The following is a 17960-nucleotide window of genomic DNA, read 5'->3' as shown; positions in this document are numbered from 1 at the left end:
ACCGCCGCGCGACGTCCGGGAGAGGTAGGGGACTCCACGACGCCGCGGGCGGTGCCGTGCGCGGGGAATGTCAGGCGTACGTCCACGGCGGGTGCGGCCGCGAACGCCGCCGATAGTTCCGGATCGACTTCCGTAACTTGACCGAAACGTTAGGAGCGGAGATCCCGGCCGGTCAACCACAAAGATTTCCGGAAGTTCCTGGGTGCCACTGATCAGCACCCCACCTGGGCGGCGGTCGCCAGGTTCTGCGGAGTCCGGAAGTTTCGGAACGGCATCCGGGGCGGGTGAGGGTGCTCGGATGCCGTTGTGCCGCGCACCGGGGGGTCCGTCGACGCGACGCCGTGAAGAGCGCGGGGCTGCCAGCGGCGCTCGGACCGTGGGCCCGGGGTCGCATGGACCGCCGGGCGGCAGGTCACTGACGTGACGACACCCGTAGCCCGTGGCATGGAGTTCCGGTAGGGCGTCCACACTCGGAGCGCCCCCTTCCCGCCGAACCCGCCGTGGTTCGATAATGCACATTATGTCAAGTAAGCTGTTGAGGGCCTCTCCCCGGAAGTGGCGGGCCGGCCCCGCGGCGAGCGGACACGCCTGACTGCGCGCAGGACCGGAGTTCGGGTCGGGGTCGCGCTGGTGCCCGCCCCTCGCCGCGTCTCCACTCCCGATCCACGCCGAGGGGCTCGGGCGATCGGCGTGCAGGTGCACGGCGGCGGACGGCCTGCCGGACCGCGTCGGAGTCACGGCCGCCGGCGGGCGTTCCGGCCCGGAGACGACCAGGGCGAGACCGATGCCCCGGCGCCACGATCCGGTAGTGGCCTTCGCCCGCGTCCGACGGCGATCGGGACGCCCGCGACGAGCCGACGTCCCCGCCGACGCGGTTCCTCAACTCCTGACCGACGTCAGGGTCCTGGTCGCGCCTACCGCCGCAACTGGCCGACCGTCGCGCGGCCCTCTCCCCTTACCCCGAGGACCCCGATCGACGGAAAAGCGAATGTCATGCATAATATCCCTTATGCATGACAAACAGGACGAATCGGTAGCGCGCCTCATCGAGGAGTTCCTGACCGCGCGGGCCACCCGCAAGCCCTCCCCACACACCCTGGAGGCGTACCGGCGGGACCTGCGCACCGTCGCCGCGCTGGTAGGCGAGGACAGCACCCCTCCCCTCCCCCTCGACCAGCTCATGATCTCCAGCCTCTCCCCCCGGGTCATGCGCGCGGCGTTCGCCCGGTTCGCCGCTCCCCGGGCCGTGGCGTCGGTGCACCGGGCATGGTCGAGCTGGAACGCGTTCTTCACCTTCCTGGTGGCCGAGGGTGTGGCGGCCGGCAATCCGATGCCGGCGGTGGGCCGCCCGCGTGCCCCACTCCCCCAGCCGAAGCCGTTGCGCGGTGACGACACCCCGGAGGAACTGCTGGCGTCGGTGGCGCGCGAGGACGCCCGGCAGCGTGATCCGTGGCCGGAGCGGGACGTGGCGGTGGTGGCGTTGGCGCTCTGCGCGGGGCTGCGCCTGTCGGAGCTGCTGGCGTTGCGGGTGTCGTCGGTGGGCGGCCGGGCCGGCGAGCGCCGGGTGGACGTGGCGGGCAAGGGGGGCCGACCACGGGTGGTGCCGATCGAGCCGGAGCTGGACCGGGTGTTGGTGGCCTATCTGGACAGCCGGGCGCGGCGGTTCGGGGCGCGCAGCGTACGGCCGGATTCGCCGCTGTTGGTGGACCGGCGTGGTGAGCCGCTGCGCCGGGGTGGGTTGCAGTACCTGGTGGACTCCTGTTACCGGCGGGCGGGCATCGGTGACCGGGTGCCTCGGGGTGCGCGGTTGCACGCGTTGCGGCACACGTTCGCGACGCGGTTGGCGGAGGACGGGGCGAGCGCGGCGGAGATCATGCGGTTGCTGGGGCATGCGTCGTTGGCGTCGTCGCAGACGTACATCGAGGTGACGGCGGGTCAGCAGCGGGCGGCGGTGCGGTCGAACCGGACGCACCGGGTGTTGTCGGGGTTGCTGGGGCCGGGTGACGGGGGCGGTGGGACGTGAATCCCATGGGAGAACGGCACGCGCGCCGCCGGACAGGTGTGGGTCGGGGCACGCCGGTGTGCTGTCACGCTTCGACCAGTTCCCAGAATCGGCTGACCGGGGCCAGCTCGGGGTCACGGTGCAGCAGGGCGATCGGCAGGGTCTGGAAACGTAGGCGGTACTTGCGTTGGCCGCCTGCCTGGATCTGGGTCAGGACGGCGACTCCGGACCGTTCCAGGAGCTTGACGAACTCCGGCCAGTAGCCGTACTTCTTCGTCCATGAGGCGTGTTCGTTGACCACGCCGTGGTCACGGTCGACGATGATCGTGTCGCCTCGGTCGACGATTCTGCCGAGGTAGTAGCGCACTGCCTCGGCCAGTGGGCTCGGGTCTTCGCTTTCCGGTTGTGCCGGCAGGTCCACGCCGAGCGTCCGTAGCGTGAGGGCCACCTCCCGTGGGGTGTCGCTCAGTCCGCCGGCGGTGACGATCTGGGCGACGGATGACGACGCGGCGCCCTTGAGGCCGTTCAGGTCGGCGTTGCGGGTGCGGATGTCGAGCATGTCCACCTCGCAGTCCTCCAGGCTGATGTCCCAGGTGCCGGGAGGCGGCAGGGACAGCTTCTGGAACTGGCAGTCCTTGAAGCGGACGAACCTGCAGTGGACTGCGGTGAGGTCGAGGGTGTCGAAGGTGGCGTCCTGGACGGTCTCGTTGTGCAGTCGGCCGGTCTGGGTGATCAGTGCCGTCCAAAGCGCGCCGATGTTGGCGCGGAAGGCGGTGCCGCGGTCTTCGTTGAGCAGGGCGGCCTGTCCGTTGGCGGCGCGCAGCGTGTCCAGGGCGGCGTCGGGGGCGCGGCGTACGATGCGCTTGATCGTTGCCGTTCTCCACTGTGCGGCGCCGAGTGCGCCGACGACCTGACGGATGTTGCCGTCGTACAGGGAGCAGAGCATGGCGTCGGCGAGGAAGTAGTCGTAGAACAGCTCGTGGGAGAAGGCGAAGCGTCGCTCGTTGCCGGTCGAGGTGACTGCCATGCCACACAGTGCGGTGAGGCGCCGGCGCAGCCCGCGGCGCTGCTCGAGGTCTTCGTCGCCGATGGCGACCGTGGCGGCCAGTTCCAGTTCCGTGATGGTCACCAGCCGCTCGTGTTCGGTGGCCATGAGTTCGGCGAGGGTCTGGAACAGGGAGCGGAGTTCGTCGACCGACATGAGGCGGTCCTGGTCCTCGCCGGCCGAGAGTTTGAGGGATTCGCGGCTGATGTACTGGTCGAGGACCAGGTCGGGCAGTTCGTCGGCGATGGCCTTGCCGCCTACGGTGTCCAGCCGAAGCCTGGGCCGGTACGCCTCCACGTACACCTTGGCGAAGAAGGGTAGGCGTAGCAGGTCGCGGTCGTCCGGGGGTATGTCGTCGAGCACCTGCGGGGCGACGTCGTGGCGGGCCAGGAAGTCCTGTAGTTGTTCGTCGGTCCATCGTTGGACCAGGGCGACGCGGTGCGCGACGGCGAGGTCGAGGTTCTGGGTGTTGTTCTGCAGGTCGATGCGGTACTGACTCAGGTAGTAGGAGGATCTGGCGGAGACCAGCAGGACGCCGCGGCCGCCGAGGTCGGCGATCCAGGCGCGTAGGGAGCTGAGTGCGTCGCCGTAGCCGATGCCGCCTCGCAGCTCGTCGAAGCCGTCGATGAACACGGCCATCAGTCCGTTGCGGCAGAGTGTCCGTACCGCCTCGTCGTTGACGTTGGGTACGTCGACGACGGCGGAGCCGATGGCTTTCTGGAGGTCGTCGAGTCCGGTTGACCGGACGTAGAGGAACAGCGGCGTCTGCTCCGTCGCCGCGGGGTCGTCGGCGCTGTCTTCCACCAGCCGCGCGCGTTCCAGGGTGGTGCGCAGCAGGGCCCGTGTCTTTCCGATGCCGGCCTCGCCGGCGACGAAGTACACCTGGGTCTGCGGTCCCCGTATCTCGAGTCGGCGGTCGATGTCGTGGATGAGTTCCCGGAAGGGGATGGCGGTGCCGAGGCGTGGCGATCCGCCGAGGTCGGTCATCTGGACCGTCGGTTCGATCTGGGTGGTGGTGGGGCGGGACCAGCCGAGCAGTGCCTGTTCCTCGTTGAGCATCTGCTGCTCGAGGCCTTGGAGGTACTGGCGGATGCGTTTGGCCACCATGCGCCAGTTCGTGATGTGGCGGAGGAAGGAGGAGTACCGCAGCCAGACGTTGCCGTCCGCCAGCCACTGGCGTTCCTCGCCCGGGCCGATGCGGAAGCTGTCGACGCGTTCCTCGACGCCGGACTCGCGCCTCTTCATCCAGAAGAAGCTGACCACGCCGCCGCTCTCGTAGTGGTGCAGTTCGTAGTCGGGGTCCCGGAAGCCGGCCAGGTCGTTGCGCAGGCTCTCGACGAAGGCGGCGAAGACGGTGTCTTCGGGCTTCGCGGTCCGCGCGTCGTTCAGGGCGGTGACGAGGTCCTCGTCGCGTCCGGGTACCCGTACGTCGCTGCGTCCGGGCCTGATGTAGACGGGGTGGTGGGAGGTGTACTGCGCGTAGAGGCACCAGCGGCCGAAGTCGTCGACGCAGATGAACGGCCAGAGCGCCAGGTGTCGGTTCGGCCACCGTAGGGTGACGGGTCGGAACGCGCGCTCGGTCGGCTCGCCGAGCACGTCGACCGCGGCATCGGCGAGGAAGGTGCGGACGGCGGTGTTGACTGCGTCGAGCACCTCTTCGACCTGCTTGGTGAGTTCGTCGCGGGTCTGGCCGGTGGGGATGGGGCCGCCGTGGCTGGCGTGGTTGCGCAGTTGTTCGAGAGTCGCGAATTCGGGGCTGCCGCTGCGGTAGGCGCGGACGGTTGTCAGGGTCTGGCGGAGCAGTTCCACCAGGGTGGGGTGCTGCGTGCCGGGCGTGCTGCCGAGCAGGGAGTGTGCCGTCTTGAGGTAGGCGAGGTATCCCCCGAATCCGGGGGCTCGTCCGACGTTGACCTGGTGCGGGTCGCGGTCGTGCAGGGTGGCGGCGGCGCAGAGCATGACGAACCGCAGCGCGAAGTCCAAGGCGGCGAGGTTCTCGTAGAGGGTGACGCGGTCACCGTCGAGGTAGCCGGAGAGAAGGTCGTCGTACTGCTCCGCGGCTCCGCTCACTTGCCGTCTCCGACGCCCGGTCCACAGGTGCGCATTCACTCAGTGTCGAGAGGTTCTGTGCGCAGTGTCATCAGCCGGACGGGCAGAGGCGTCGGGCGGGTGGTGGTGGATGCGATGCGGGCGGCCGGTGTGGCAGGCTTGCGGCTGGTACGCGACTGGCGGCACGGGGATGGGTGAACCATCGGGGAGCTCGTCGCGGGGGTCGACCGCCTGGGCCTCCGCGGGCGAGGTGAGCCATGTCCGTTTCCTCTTCTTCCACGTCTTCCATGACCGCCACGGCCCGGCTGTTGCCGGGTAAGCCGGTGGCGGAGCGCATCCTGTCCGAGGTGGCCGAGGGTGTGGCGGCGCTGCGTGCGGCCGGGGTGACGCCGTCGCTGGCGACGGTGCTGGTCGGTGACGACGACGCGAGCGCGGGGTACATCCGGATCAAGCAGCGGCAGGCGGCGGAGTTGGGTTTCGCGTCACCGCACGTGCATCTGCCGGCGTCGGCGTCGCAGACGGACCTGCACGCGGTGTTGGAGGACTTCAACGTCGACGCGGGGGTGCACGGGGTGCTGGTGCAGCATCCGATTCCGGGGCATCTGGACTACGACCGGGCGTTGCAGGTGCTGGATCCGGACAAGGACGTGGACGGGATGCACCCGGTGAACATGGGCCGGTTGGCGTTGGGGCTGCCGGGTCCGCTGCCGTGTACGCCGGCGGGGATCGAGGCGTTGCTGGCGTACCACGGGGTGCCGGTGGCGGGTCGTGAGGTGGTGGTCCTGGGTCGGGGGGCGACGTTGGGGCGGCCGTTGGCGATGCTGTTGGCGCAGAAGCGGCCGACGGCGAACGCGGCGGTGACGGTGGTGCACACGGGGGTGGCGGACTGGCCGCGGTACACGCGGCGGGCGGAGATCCTGGTGGCGGCTGCCGGGGTGCCGGGGATCGTGCGGCCGGAGCATGTGCGTCCGGGCGCGGTGGTCGTCGGTGGTGGGGTGCGGTACGAGGGGCGGCGGTTGCTGCCGGACGTGGACGAGTCGTGTGCGCAGGTGGCGGGGGCGATCACGCCGAGGGTCGGTGGGGTGGGTCCGACGACGGTGGCGATGTTGTTCCGTAACGCGTTGCGGGCGGCGCAGGGTCGGTCCTGATTCGGGTCTTTCTTCCGGCGTGTGCCGTTGGCCGGTGTCGGTGCGGGTCGCGGCGGTGGTGGGCGCAGGGGGCACGGATGAGGTGGCGGTGGGGCGGGTGGTGGTGCGCACCATCGGCTCATGGTGGACACGGGTGCGTTTCTGCGTGCAGCGCGGGCGAGGGCGTCGTTGCTGACCGGCCGTCTGGGCGAGTTGGTCGGGTGTGAGTCGCCGCCCGGGGACGTGGCGGCGTTGACGGCGTGTGCGGATCTGCTGGACGCCTGGGGCAGTGCGGTGTTGGGCCGGCCGGCTCGGCGGATCGTGGTGGACGGGGTGCCGCATCTGCTGTGGCCGGCTCGGCGGCAGCGGGTGTTGTTGCTGGGGCACTTCGACACGGTGTGGCCGGCGGGCACGATTCGGGAGTGGCCGTTCTCGGTGGACGGTGACCTGGCCACGGGGCCGGGTGTGTGTGACATGAAGTCGGGCATCGTGCAGATGTTCGCCGCGCTGGAGTTGTTGGCGGACACCGGTGAGGTGGGGTTGCTGCTCACCGGTGACGAGGAGAGTGGTTCTCCGGGGTCGCGGGCGTTGATCGAGGAGCAGGCGCGGCGTTCGGGTGTGGTGTTGGTGGGTGAGCCGGCGACCGAGGCCGGGGAGTTGAAGGTGGCGCGCAAGGGTGGCTCGGTGTACCGGGTGGAGGTGCGGGGCCGGGCGGCGCATGCGGGTGTGGAGCCGCACCGAGGGGTGAACGCCGGGGTGGAGTTGGCGTACCAGGTGTTGTCGGTGCGGCGGTTGGCTTCGGGTGGGACGACTGTGACGCCGACGGTGCTGTCGGCGGGGACGATGACGAATGTGGTGCCGGAGTCGGCGGTGCTGGCGGTTGACGTGCGGGCGTGGACCCGGGAGGAGTTGCATCGGGTGGACGCGCGGTTGCGGGCGTTGCGGCCGCGGCTGGCGCAGGCGCGGTTGCGGGTCAGTGGGGGGATCAACCGGTACCCGATGCCGGTGGAGGTGGCGGCGCCGTTGTTGCGGTTGGCGCAGCGCTCGTGTGTGGAGTTGGGGTTGCCGCCGGTGCGGGGGGTGCATGCGCCCGGGGCGTCGGATGCGAACTTCACGGGTGCGCTGGGTGTGCCGACGTTGGACGGGCTCGGTGGTGTGGGTGGCCTGCCGCACGCCCGTGGTGAGTACGTGGACGTGTCGCGGATGCCGGAGCGGGTGGCGTTGTTGGCGGCGTTGGTCGCTGGTGTGCTCGCCGGTGCGGGGCCGCAGGTGGACACCGCGATGGTGGAGGCGGGTCGCGGGCCGACCTGACGGAGGGTGTTCCTGGCGTCACCCTCGCCGATACCCTGTCTGCGGGCCGCTGTGGGTCGGCCCGGCCTACAGGAGGGGCGGGTCGCGGCATGGTGGGCGGGCAGGGTGGTCCTCGTTTCGGGGTGGAGGAGGAATTCCTCGTCGTCGACCCGGACAGCAGGTGTGTGACGCCGGCGGCGGCGGTGGTGGTCGAGGGGGCGTCGCGGCGGCTCGGCGCGCGGGTCGGGGGTGAGATCACCTCGTTGCACGTGGAGACGCGGACGACGCCGGTGGGCTCGGGTGAGGAGTTGCTCGGCCAGCTCACGTGGGCTCGTGAGGTGATCGACGAGTGTGCGCGGCAGCAGGGGGTGCGGGTCGCGGCGACCGGCACGTCGGTGATGCCGGGTGCCGCTGCTCCCCCGGTGACGCGGGGGCCGCGTCAGGACAGGGGTACGCAGACCTTCCGTGGTCTGCACGACGAGTTGGCCATCTGCGCGTTGCACGTGCATGTGGAGATCCCGGACCGGGAGCGGGCGCTGTTGGTGGGCAACCATTTGCGGGCGTGTCTTCCGCTGTTGATCGCGATGACGGCGAATTCGCCGTTCTGGGAGGGCCGGGATTCGGGGTACGCCAGTTGGCGGACCGTGGTGTGGGGGCGGTGGCCGGTGGCGGGTCCGCCGCCGCGGTTCACGTCGTTGGCGCACTACGAGCAGGTGGTGCGGGTGTTGACGGCGGCGGGTGCCACGGTGGATGCGGGGACGTTGTTCTGGGACATTCGTCCGTCGGTGGCGCATCCGACTCTCGAGGTGCGGGTGTCGGACGTGCCGGTGACGGCGCAGGAGTCGGCGTTGGTGGCCGTGTTGGTCCGGGCGTTGGCGGTGGTGGCGTCGGAGGCGGTGGATCGCGGGGATCCGGGTCCGGAGATTCCGGGTGAGCTGTTGCGGGCGGCGTACTGGCGGGCGGCGCGCGACGGTCTGGAGGGTGATCTGCTGGATGTGGGCAGTGGGGGGTTGCGCCCGGCGCGGGAGATGGTGGCGGAGCTGGTGGCGTCGGTGGGGCCGGTGTTGGCGGATCTGGGGGACGCGGCGCTGGTCGAGCGGTGTCTCGGGGAGTTGCTGGCGGCGGGCAGTGGTGCGGCGCGGCAGCGTGACGCGGTGCGGCGGCGGGGGCGGTTGACCGACGCGGTGGATTTCCTGGTGGCGGGTACGGCCGGGTCGGTGAGTCGGGTATCGGTGTGAAGCAGGGCTTTTTCGCGTAAGGGGTGTCCTGTCCGGTCGGGTGATGATGGGTCGGACGGGAGGAGTCGTCATGGGCCTGGTGGTGCGGGATTCGGCGTCGGAGTTGACGGCGGCGCAGATGGTCGGGGCGGCGCGGGAGTTCGCCGACCGGATGGCGACGAGGCGGTCGATCCGCCATTTTTCTTCCGACCCGGTGCCGATGGAGGTCATCGAGGAGGCGGTGCGGGCGGCGGGTTCGGCGCCGAGTGGGGCGAATCTGCAGCCGTGGCGGTTCGTGGTGGTGACCGACGCCGAGCGCAAGCGTCGGTTGCGGGAGTTGGCGGAGGCCGAGGAGCGGGAGTTCTATGCGCGGCGGGCGTCTGCGCAGTGGTTGGAGGCGGTGGCGCCGATGCGTACGGACTGGCGTAAGCCGTTCCTGGAGGTGGCGCCGGTGGTCGTCGTCGTGTTCGAGGTGCATCAGGGTCCGCGTACGCCGAAGCCGTACTACGTGAAGGAGTCGGTGGGGATCGCGGTGGGGTTGTTGATCGCGGCGTTGCATCAGGCGGGCCTGGCGACGTTGACGCACACGCCCAGCCCGATGCGGTTTCTCAACGAGGTGTGTGAGCGGCCGGCGGAGGAGCGTCCGTACGTGGTGATGCCGGTGGGTTTCCCCGCGCCGGACGCGTGGGTGCCGGATCTTCAGCGTAAGCCGTTGTCGGAGGTGTTGGTGCGCCGGTGAGGGTGGGTGTCACCGGTCGGCGCCCAGTTCGTGGGCGAACCAGGTTCGCAGGGGTGTGACGTGCCGGTCGGGGCGTCGCCATTCGGCCATCAGGTCTTCGAGCAGGTGCAGTTCGTCGACGAGGGTGTCGCCGTGCCAGCGGCGTACGACGGGGTGGATGAAGGCGCTCTCGTTGGCGCGGTCGGGTTGTGGGTGCCGTGCGATGGCGAAGACGTCGCCGTAGTCGTCGCGTCCCCAGCGGAGGCTGACGGTGTAGTAGTGGGGGTTGTCGCGGAATCGGCTGCGGGCGTAGTCCTCGGGCAGGTCGGTGTAGTGGTGCAGCCGGCCGTCGTGCGGGACGAGGGCGTCGCAGAGGAATTCGAACTGGGTCCACAGTGCCGAGCTCCAGTTGACCCGGTCGAGCACCAGGGTGGTGAGGGTGTCGGGGTCGGCGGGGAGGTCGGTGCGCGGGAGCGGGGTGTCGTCGTAGCGTTCGCGCAGCAGCGCGGTGAGGGTGCGCAGGTTGTACCGGAATCCGTCGACGAAGGCGGATGAGGCGCGTTTGAAGTCGCGGTCCTGGGCGATGGTGCCGGCGAAGTAGAGCCCGTCGACGTTGGTCGACTGCCAGTCGGGGCCGGTGGCGGGCATCCGGCCGTTGGGGGTCATCCGGGGGGCGCAGGTGGGGTCGAACATGGTGGTGTCCATGGCGAAGCCGGTGCAGCGCAGGACGGTGTCGTACTCCATGACGGCGGTTTCGCCGTCGGCGTGGGTGTAGGTGAGGTGGACCTCGTAGCGGTTGCCGAGGGGGCGGATGTCGTCGATGACGCAGTCCAGGACGGAGTGCAGGGTCTTGAACTGGTAGCTGTCCAGGACGGCGCCGTGGTGTCCGCGTACGTCGCCGGGGTGTTTGGTGTTCCAGGCCAGGCGCAGCGGTCGGGGGCTGGCCAGGTGGATCATGGCGGCGTGGCCGAGCATCGACGAGGCGGTCTCGAACGCGGAGTTGCCCTTGCCGAGGATCAGTACGCGCTGTCCGGCGTAGGCGGCGGGGTCGGTGTCCATGGCCTCGTAGCCGACGGCGTGTTCGATGCCGGGCACGTCGGGGATGTGGGGCCGGCCCCATCCGGTGGCGACGATGACGCACCGGCCGCGCAGCGGGCCCTGGGTGGTGTGGACGACGAAGTGGCCGTCGTCGAGGCGTTCGATGCGCTGCACGTCGGTGTCGTGGCGCACGGCCAGTTGGTGGTAGCGCTGGAAGTCGGTGAGGTAGCGGACCATGTCGTCGGCGTGCGGGAAGTACTCGCTGCTGTACTTGGGGAAGAGCATGTCGGCGGGTTCGTGCAGCAGGCTGTTCCAGTCCCAGCGCAGCCGGATCTCCGGGTCGGTGCTGACGGCGTGGACCTTGTTGAGGGAGATCAGCCGCCGGTGGCGGGGGAAGTGGCGGAAGAACTCGGCGGGCGCGGCGGCGCGTTCCAGGGTGACGTAGTCGCAGCCGGCCTGTTGCAGGTAGTAGCTGAGCTGTAGGCCGGCGGGGCCGGCGCCGATGATGACGTACTGGTGTGTCTCGGTCCGGTCGGGGGTGCTGTCGGCCGGTGTCGTCTGCGCGGGGATGGTGACCACGACAGTGACCTTCACCGATCGGTGGTGGTGTGTCAACGGTGGGTGATGGGTGGGTCGGGTGGGTTCGCGGTGATGATCCGGCTTGTCGCCGCGAACGGACGGGGTCGCTCTCGTCCGGTCGGTCAGCCGAGGTCGACGACGAGGGGCCGGTGGTCGGAGATGGCCGAGCGGGGGGTGTGCACGGCGGTGACCGGGGGCAGTCGGTCGAGGCCGTGCCGGTCGGCGAGGACGTGGTCGAGTTGCACGCGGGGGTTGGCGGCCGGGTAGGTGGGGTGGCGGCCGAGGGGTTGCCAGCCGGTGAGCAGGCGGGCGGGGCCGGCGGGCAGGTTCAGGTCGCCGAGCAGGATGCGGGGTGCGGGCAGGGCGCGCAGGGCGCGGACGACCCGGCGTAGTTGGTGTGCGTTCCAGCCGGGGACGAAGGACAGGTGGGTGGCGGCGACGGTGAGGGGGCCGTGGGGGGTGTCCAGAACGGCGGCGAGTACGACGCGGGGTTCGTCGCGCAGCAGGACGAGTCCGCCGCCGGGGCCGGGGATGTAGATCGGGGATCGTACGGGTGCGGGCTTGAGGCGGGTGACCTGCCAGGTGCGGACGGGGTGGCGGCTGATCAGGCCGACGCCGTAGCAGGGTTCGCCGTGGCCGTCGTCGTCGTGGCGCAGGGGGCGGAAGGTTTCGCCGGGGGTGCCGACGACGGCGGCGGCGAAGCGGTGTTCGGGGGCGCCGAGGGCGCGGGCGGCGATGGCGGTGAGGTCGAGGTTGCCGCTGCGGGACTGGTCGCGGTCGACCTCCTGCAGGGCGAGGATGTCGGCGTCGAGGGCCTTGACGGCGGTGGTGAGCCGGTCGGGGTCGACGAGGCCGTCGTGCAGGGAGCGGCCGTGCAGCAGGTTGAAGGTCGCCAGGCGCACCCTTGCACCCTACGTCGGCGTGGCATGGTTGCCGGGTGGTCAAGGTGTTGCTGTGTTCGATGGTGGTGTTCGTCGCGGTGGCGGCGGTGGGGTTGTGGGTGCGTCGGCGGCGGGGTCGGTGAGGTCCCTGGGCTGCTGCGGTGAGGTCGACCACAGGGTGACGCGGCTGGTCGGGGTGGGTGGGCAGAATGGCCGCCCGTGGACCTGGACCCGCTGTCACTGACCACCCTGCTCGCCGCGGCCGCGATGGCCGGTTGGGTCGATGCGGTGGTCGGTGGCGGCGGGTTGTTGTTGTTGCCGGCGTTGCTGGTGGCGGCGCCGGGGGTGCCGGTGGCGACGGCGTTGGGCACGAACAAGCTGGCGGCGATCGCGGGCACGTCGACGGCGGCGGTGACGTACGCGCGGCGCACGAAGCTGGACTGGGCGGTGGCGGGGCCGTCGGCGGCGTTGGCGGTGTGTTGTGCCGGGGTGGGGGCGGCGCTGGCCGGTGCGGTGCCGGCGCAGGCGTACCGGCCGGTGGTGCTGGTGGTGCTGGTGTCGGTGGCGTTGTTCGTGGTGTTGCGTCCGCGGTTGGGGGTGGTGGCGCAGCCGGCGCGGCGTACGCGGGTGCGGGTGGCCGCGGCGGTGGCGGTGGCCGGGGTGGGCATCGCGTTGTACGACGGGTTGATCGGGCCGGGTACGGGGACGTTCCTGGTGGTGGCGTTCACCGCGTTGGTGGGTGCGGACTTCGTGCAGGGTTCGGCGATGGCGAAGGTGGTCAACGCGGGTACGAACCTGGGGGCGTTGGTGGTGTTCGCGGCGACGGGGCACGTGTGGTGGCTGTTGGGCGCGGCGATGGCGGTGTGCAACGTGGCCGGGGCGATGCTGGGTGCACGGATGGCGTTGCGTCGGGGTGCCGGGTTCGTGCGGGTGGTGCTGCTGGTGGTGGTGTTGGCGCTGGTGGCGAAGTTGGGTTGGGACCAGTGGCGGGCGGGTTGAGCCGGGTGGCCGGCCGCAGGTGAGCCGCGGCCGGCGGGCCGGGGTGGGTGTCAGGCGTGGCGGACGACGTCGTCGTGGTCGAGGCGCGGCAGGCGGTGCAACCAGGCGTCGGGGCCGGGGTGGCCGATGTTGACCAGCAGTAGGGACTTCCAGCCGGTGCCGGCGAAGAACTCGGCGTCGACGCCGGCGGTGTCGAAGCCGGCCATCGGGCCGGCGGCGAGTCCGGCGGCGCGGACGCCGAGCAGGAAGTAGCCGATCTGCAGGGTGGCGTTGAACCGGGCTGTCCTCTCGCGGCCGGCGGGGTCGGCGGCGAAGTGTTCGCGCAGGCCGGGGCGGACGGGGAAGATCCGCTCCAGGTGGTCGTGGAAGTCGGTGTCGACGGCGAGGACGGCGACGAGGGGGGCGGTGGCGGTCTTGGCGCGGTTGCCGTCGGCGAGGTGGGGCAGCAGTCGTTCGCGGCCGGCGCCGGGGCGGAGGTAGAGGATGCGCAGCGGCTGGCTGTTCATCGCGGTCGGCGGGTACTTGGCCAGGTCGTGGATGGCCCGTAGCTGTTCGTCGGTGACGGGGGTGTCGGTGAAGGTGTTGGCGGTGCGGGCTTCGGTGAACAGTTGTGCCTGGGCGTCGGGGTGCAGGGTGATGAGGTGTTCGGGCAGGACGTCGGTCATCGGAGTTCCTCTGTCGCGGGGCGGGGGTGCTTCCGCGAGGGTAGCAGCTAGTTTTTTAGTAGTACCTCGGATGCGGTGAGGGCCACGTATGCTGGGCCCATGACGCTCACTCCCCCGGCCGACGGGGGCGCCCGCGCCTGTCCCGGGGGCCTCACCCGGGCGTTCACGTTCCTCGGCAAGCGGTGGAACGGCATGATCCTGGGCACCCTCACCGAGGGGCCGGCCGGGTTCGCCGAGCTGGCCCGCGCGCTGCCGGGGATCAGCGAATCGGTGCTGTCGGACCGCCTCGGCGAGCTGGCCCGCGTCGGCCTGGTCCGCCGCACCGTGCGCGACGGCCCGCCGCTGGGGGTCAGCTACCAGCTCACCGACCGTGGCACCGCCCTGCTGCCCGCCCTGCAGGCGCTGGCCCGCTGGGGCGACGAGTACCTGCCCGCCGAGGCGTCCGGGGGCCGCTGAGCCCGATGCCGGTCCGCGCCGAACACGACCGCTCCACCCTGGCCGCGCTGCTGCGCCGCGATGCGGTGCTGCACGCCTACCAGCTCGGCGACCTCGACGACTTCTTCTGGCCGTACACGTCGTGGTTCCGCCGCGACGACCAGGTCGCGCTGCTCTACCACGGGGTGGACGAGCCGGTGCTGATCGCCCTGGCCCCGCCGGCGCGGCGCGACGCGCTCGCGGCCCTGCTCGTCGACCTGGCGCCGGTCCTGCCGGCCCGCCTGTACGCGCACCTGTCCCCCGGCCTGGCGCCGGTGCTGCGCCGCTGGTACCGGATCCCGCCGGGCACAGCGCACCACCGGATGGCGTTGACCGACCCGGCGCGGCTGGCCCGCGTCACCCCCGCCGGCGAGCCGCTGGGCAGCGCCGACCTGCCCGCGTTGCGCGCCCTGTACAGCGACGCCTATCCGGGCAACTGGTTCGACGCGCGGATGCTCGACACCGGCCAGTACGTGGGGATCCGCCGTGACGGCGCGCTGGTCGCGGTGGCCGGGGTGCACGTGTTCTCGCCCACCTACCGGGTCGCGGCGCTGGGCAACGTCACCACCCACCCACGGGTACGGGGTCAGGGGCTGGCCGCGGCGGCCGTCGCCGCGCTGTGCGCGCGGGTGCGCCCGCACGTGGCGCAGATCGTGCTCAACGTGCAGGCCGACAACCAGCGTGCCGTGCGGCTGTACGAGCGGCTGGGTTTCAGCCACGCCGCCGACTTCGGCGAGTACCGGCTGACCCGCCTCGACCTGTCGTGACACCCAGCATGTCCAGCCGCCACGCAGGGTCAACTACCCGACCCTGACCTGGACTCGTGTCGGACCGGCCGGCGCCCGTCGGCCCCCTAGCGTCTCCCGGCAGAGGCCGCGTCGTGACGCGGCGGAGCTGAAGGAGCACACATGGCAGTGACAGCAGCACGGGCGCGCAGGCGGTGGGCGGTCCTCGCCGCCACCGTGGCGGCCCTGGTGGGCGTGGCCGGCGCGCCGGCGTACGCGGCGCCGGGCGTGAGCCCGGCGGTGGTGGACACCTCCACCGATCCCGGCACGAGCATCGACGTCGCGAAGGTCGTCTCCACCCCGCCGATCCCGCCGCGGCCCGACGTGGTGCTGCTGGTCGACACGACCGGCAGCATGGGCGGGGTCATCAGCGACGTGCAGGCCAACCTGCAGCAGGTGATCGACAACGTGCGTACGGCGCAGCCGAGCGCGCAGTTCGCGGTCGCCTCCTACCGCGACGAGGGTGACGGCGCCGAGCTGTTCCGGGTGCGGCAGAACCTGACCGACGACGCCACCGCGCTGCAGAACGCGGTCAACGGGCTGGCCCCGGGCGGCGGCGGGGACGTTCCCGAGGCGTGGGTGAACGCGCTGTTCCAGGTCTCCGACGGCGCGATCGCCTACCGCGACGGCAGCAGCCGGATCGTGGTGCTCGTCGGTGACGCCCCCAGCCACGACCCCAGCGCCGGGCACACCCTGGCGCAGGCCACCGCCGCCCTGCAGGCCGACGAGGCCCGGGTGCTCGCGGTCAACGTCAGCGGTGGCGGCGGTGGGCTGGACGCCACCGGGCAGGCCGGCGCGGTGGTCGCCGCGACCGGCGGCCAGCTCGTCGGCAGCACCCCCGACACCGTCACCGAGGCCATCCTCAGTGGCCTGCGCGACCTGGACGTCACCGTCACCCCGACGGTGACCTCCTGCGACGCGGGGCTGAGCGTCACCTTCGACGCGGCCTCACGTACCCAGCAGAGCGGTACCGACGTGCCGTTCGCCGAGACCATCACGGTCGCCGCCGACGCCCCGCAGGGCGCCACCCTGCACTGCACGGTGGACTTCCTGCTCAACGGCCTGTCCGGTGGGACGGCGTTCGTCCAGCGGATCAGCGTGACGGTCAACGACGTGACCCCGCCGGTCGTGGTCGTCGACGACCGGACCGTCGAGGCGACCAGCCCCGCCGGCGCGGTCATCGACTACCCGGCCACCGCCACCGACAACGTCGACGGCCCGCTCACCCCGACCTGCGTGCCCCCGCCGGGCAGCACCTTCGCCCTCGGTGACACGTCGGTGACCTGCACCGCCACCGACGCCGCCGGCAACGTCGGCAGCGACACCGCGACGATGCGGGTGGTGGACACCACCGCGCCGACGACCCAGTGCGTGCCGACGAACAACCCCAGCGGGGACAACACCCCCGGCTCGTACAACCCGGACGGCTTCTACCAGCTCACCTCGACCGACATCGTCGACACGGCCGTCGAGGTCTTCATCGGTGACGCGGCCGACCCGAGCGTGAGCTTCGGTCCGTTCCCCGCCGGGACGAAGATCAAGCTGGTGCAGGCGCCGGGCGCCCAGTCCAAGGTCAAGGACGGCACCGGCGACATCGACTACAAGGTGACGCTGCGCGGCGACGCGATCATCACCGGTGTGGACGACTCCGGCAACACCTCCACGGCGACCTGCCTGGTGGCTCCGCCGCCGAAGTGACCCATGACCGGGTGGGGGCGGCCGACCGGGCGCCCCCACCCGGTGCGCGTCGTGGGTCAGCGGCGGCGGCTGGGCGAGTCGAAGCGGCCGGCGCGGATCTCCCGCAGCGCCCGCCGCCGGGTCTCCCCGCGCAGCGTGTCGACGTAGAGGCGCCCGCCCAGGTGGTCGGTCTCGTGCTGCAACGCCCGGGCCAGGAACCCGCTGCCGGAGATGGTCAGCGGCTCGCCGTGCCGGTCGACGCCGCGCACGGTGGCGTGCATCGCCCGCCGGGTCGGGAAGTACAGCCCGGGGATGGACAGGCAGCCCTCGTCGTCGTCCTGCGACTCGTCCGACAGTTCGATGCTCGGGTTGACCATGTGCCCGCGGTGACCGTCGGCGTCGTAGACGAACACCTGGGCGCTCACCCCGATCTGCGGGGCGGCCACCCCGGCGCGCCCGGGGGCGCCGGTGAGGGTGTCCATCAGGTCGTCGACCAGTTGCTGCAACTCGGCGTCGAAGCTGGTCACCGGCGCGCAGGGGGTGCGCAGGACGGGGTCACCGATGATCCTGATCGGGCGTACGGTCATGGCGAGAAGGCTATCTGCCCGTTACGCCCCGGTGGGCCCCGCCCCGCCCCGGCGTTCACCGATCAGCACGGCGACGCCGTCGAGGATGCGGGCCAGCCCGAACTCGAAGGCCCGGGCCGGGTCGGAGGGCCCCTGGTACTCCTGGCCGGCGGCGGTGCCGACCCGGGCGGCGGTGGGGAAGCGCTGCGGGTCCATCACCTTCTCCAGGTAGGGGGCGTGCGCCCGCCACCACTGCTCGTCGGTCATGCCGGTGCGCTGGGCGGCCTGGGCGGCCTCGACCGCGCCGCGTACCGCCCCGTGGACGTAGCCGTCGACGAGGGTGATCACGGCGTCCATCTCCAGGTCGGTCAGGCCGACGCCCTCCACGGCGCGCAGTTCGTACTCGTACTTGGCGGTGACGTTGGGGCCCAGGGGTGGGCGGGTCGTGGCGACCTGCAACAGCCACGGGTGGCGCAGGTACAGCGCCCAGTTCTCCCGGGCGATCTGCTCCAGGCGGGCGCGCCAGCCGCCGACGTCCTGCGGGCGGGCGGTCTCGCCGTAGACGGTGTCGAGCATGACGTCGAGCAGTTCACCCTTGCCGGGCACGTGGGTGTAGAGGGACATGGTGCCCACCCCGAGGCGCTCGGCGACGCGCCGCATCGACAGCGCGGCCAGCCCTTCGGTGTCGGCGACCTCGACGGCGGCGCGCACGATCCGCTCCACGCTCAGGTCGCCGCCCTTGCGGCTGGCCTTTTCCCGGGTGCGCCACAGCAGCGCGAGGCTGCGCGCAGGATCACCGGTGCCGCTGTACTCGACGCTCATGCCGCCACCCTACCGTCCCTCGTACCGTA

15 protein-coding genes and 1 riboswitch are annotated in these 17960 nt (G+C 71.5%); of the genes, 9 read left to right on the top strand and 6 right to left on the bottom strand.

The features are described 5' to 3' along the window. Nucleotides 1-1009: 1009 nt before the first annotated feature. Nucleotides 1010-2023, top strand: coding sequence for a tyrosine-type recombinase/integrase (locus tag ACPFP2_RS16690; protein ID WP_424090086.1), 1014 nt, complete (start codon nt 1010-1012; stop codon nt 2021-2023). Nucleotides 2024-2087: 64 nt separating this feature from the next. On the opposite strand, the gene ACPFP2_RS16685 is transcribed toward ACPFP2_RS16690, so the two are convergent. Further along, complete coding sequence (locus ACPFP2_RS16685) at nt 2088-5114, bottom strand: NACHT domain-containing protein (protein ID WP_424090085.1); 3027 nt, start codon at nt 5112-5114, stop codon at nt 2088-2090. A 141-nt stretch (nt 5115-5255) separates the two neighbouring features. Then, a riboswitch (ZMP/ZTP riboswitch) is annotated at nt 5256-5337 on the top strand. Nucleotides 5338-5380: 43 nt separating this feature from the next. Here ACPFP2_RS16685 and ACPFP2_RS16680 point away from each other — a divergent pair. From ACPFP2_RS16680 to ACPFP2_RS16665, 4 genes are all read left to right on the top strand, one after another. After that, nucleotides 5381-6241, top strand: a complete 861-nt coding sequence (locus tag ACPFP2_RS16680; RefSeq protein ID WP_424090084.1) for a bifunctional 5,10-methylenetetrahydrofolate dehydrogenase/5,10-methenyltetrahydrofolate cyclohydrolase — start codon at nt 5381-5383, stop codon at nt 6239-6241. Between the two features lie 120 nt (nt 6242-6361). After that, nucleotides 6362-7531 (top strand): M20/M25/M40 family metallo-hydrolase, encoded by a 1170-nt coding sequence (locus ACPFP2_RS16675; RefSeq protein WP_424090083.1) that lies wholly within the window; start codon nt 6362-6364, stop codon nt 7529-7531. A 122-nt stretch (nt 7532-7653) separates the two neighbouring features. Beyond that, nucleotides 7654-8748 (top strand): carboxylate-amine ligase, encoded by a 1095-nt coding sequence (locus ACPFP2_RS16670; RefSeq protein ID WP_424090082.1) that lies wholly within the window; start codon nt 7654-7656, stop codon nt 8746-8748. Nucleotides 8749-8866: 118 nt separating this feature from the next. After that, the gene (locus ACPFP2_RS16665) at nt 8867-9466 is read left to right on the top strand and encodes a nitroreductase family protein (RefSeq protein ID WP_424090182.1); all 600 of its coding nucleotides are present in this window, start codon (nt 8867-8869) and stop codon (nt 9464-9466) included. Between the two features lie 9 nt (nt 9467-9475). Here ACPFP2_RS16665 and ACPFP2_RS16660 read toward each other — a convergent pair whose 3' ends face one another. Further along, nucleotides 9476-11077 (bottom strand): NAD(P)-binding domain-containing protein, encoded by a 1602-nt coding sequence (locus ACPFP2_RS16660; protein WP_424090081.1) that lies wholly within the window; start codon nt 11075-11077, stop codon nt 9476-9478. A gap of 107 nt (nt 11078-11184) precedes the next feature. Continuing rightward, nucleotides 11185-11964 carry an endonuclease/exonuclease/phosphatase family protein gene (locus ACPFP2_RS16655; RefSeq protein ID WP_424090080.1) on the bottom strand — a complete coding sequence of 260 codons (780 nt, stop codon included), beginning with the start codon at nt 11962-11964 and terminating at the stop codon, nt 11185-11187. 204 nt (nt 11965-12168) lie between these two features. On the opposite strand from ACPFP2_RS16655, the gene ACPFP2_RS16650 reads away from it, so the two are divergent. Next, the gene (locus tag ACPFP2_RS16650) at nt 12169-12942 is read left to right on the top strand and encodes a sulfite exporter TauE/SafE family protein (RefSeq protein ID WP_424090181.1); all 774 of its coding nucleotides are present in this window, start codon (nt 12169-12171) and stop codon (nt 12940-12942) included. Nucleotides 12943-12992: 50 nt separating this feature from the next. Here the strand turns inward: ACPFP2_RS16650 and ACPFP2_RS16645 are convergent, their stop codons facing one another. After that, entirely contained in the window at nt 12993-13607 is a 615-nt protein-coding gene (locus tag ACPFP2_RS16645; protein WP_424090079.1) for a malonic semialdehyde reductase, read from the bottom strand. Between the two features lie 99 nt (nt 13608-13706). Between ACPFP2_RS16645 and ACPFP2_RS16640 the strand changes: the two genes are divergently transcribed. From ACPFP2_RS16640 to ACPFP2_RS16630, 3 genes are all read left to right on the top strand, one after another. Then, nucleotides 13707-14063 carry a winged helix-turn-helix transcriptional regulator gene (locus tag ACPFP2_RS16640; protein WP_424090078.1) on the top strand — a complete coding sequence of 119 codons (357 nt, stop codon included), beginning with the start codon at nt 13707-13709 and terminating at the stop codon, nt 14061-14063. A gap of 5 nt (nt 14064-14068) precedes the next feature. Continuing rightward, nucleotides 14069-14848 (top strand): GNAT family N-acetyltransferase, encoded by a 780-nt coding sequence (locus ACPFP2_RS16635; RefSeq protein WP_424090077.1) that lies wholly within the window; start codon nt 14069-14071, stop codon nt 14846-14848. Nucleotides 14849-14989: 141 nt separating this feature from the next. Beyond that, nucleotides 14990-16564 carry a VWA domain-containing protein gene (locus ACPFP2_RS16630; protein ID WP_424090076.1) on the top strand — a complete coding sequence of 525 codons (1575 nt, stop codon included), beginning with the start codon at nt 14990-14992 and terminating at the stop codon, nt 16562-16564. A 56-nt stretch (nt 16565-16620) separates the two neighbouring features. Here the strand turns inward: ACPFP2_RS16630 and def are convergent, their stop codons facing one another. Both def and ACPFP2_RS16620 read right to left on the bottom strand, forming a co-directional pair. Beyond that, complete coding sequence (gene def / locus ACPFP2_RS16625) at nt 16621-17130, bottom strand: peptide deformylase (RefSeq protein WP_424090075.1); 510 nt, start codon at nt 17128-17130, stop codon at nt 16621-16623. Between the two features lie 21 nt (nt 17131-17151). Next, nucleotides 17152-17931, bottom strand: coding sequence for a TetR/AcrR family transcriptional regulator (locus ACPFP2_RS16620; RefSeq protein ID WP_424090074.1), 780 nt, complete (start codon nt 17929-17931; stop codon nt 17152-17154). Nucleotides 17932-17960: the final 29 nt, after the last annotated feature.

This window comes from Micromonospora citrea (assembly GCF_049629545.1).
GTDB classification, from domain to species: Bacteria; Actinomycetota; Actinomycetes; order Mycobacteriales; family Micromonosporaceae; genus Micromonospora; species Micromonospora citrea_A.
The sequence above is the reverse complement of the archived record's forward strand: the minus strand, read 5'-3'. Positions and strand labels throughout refer to the sequence as shown.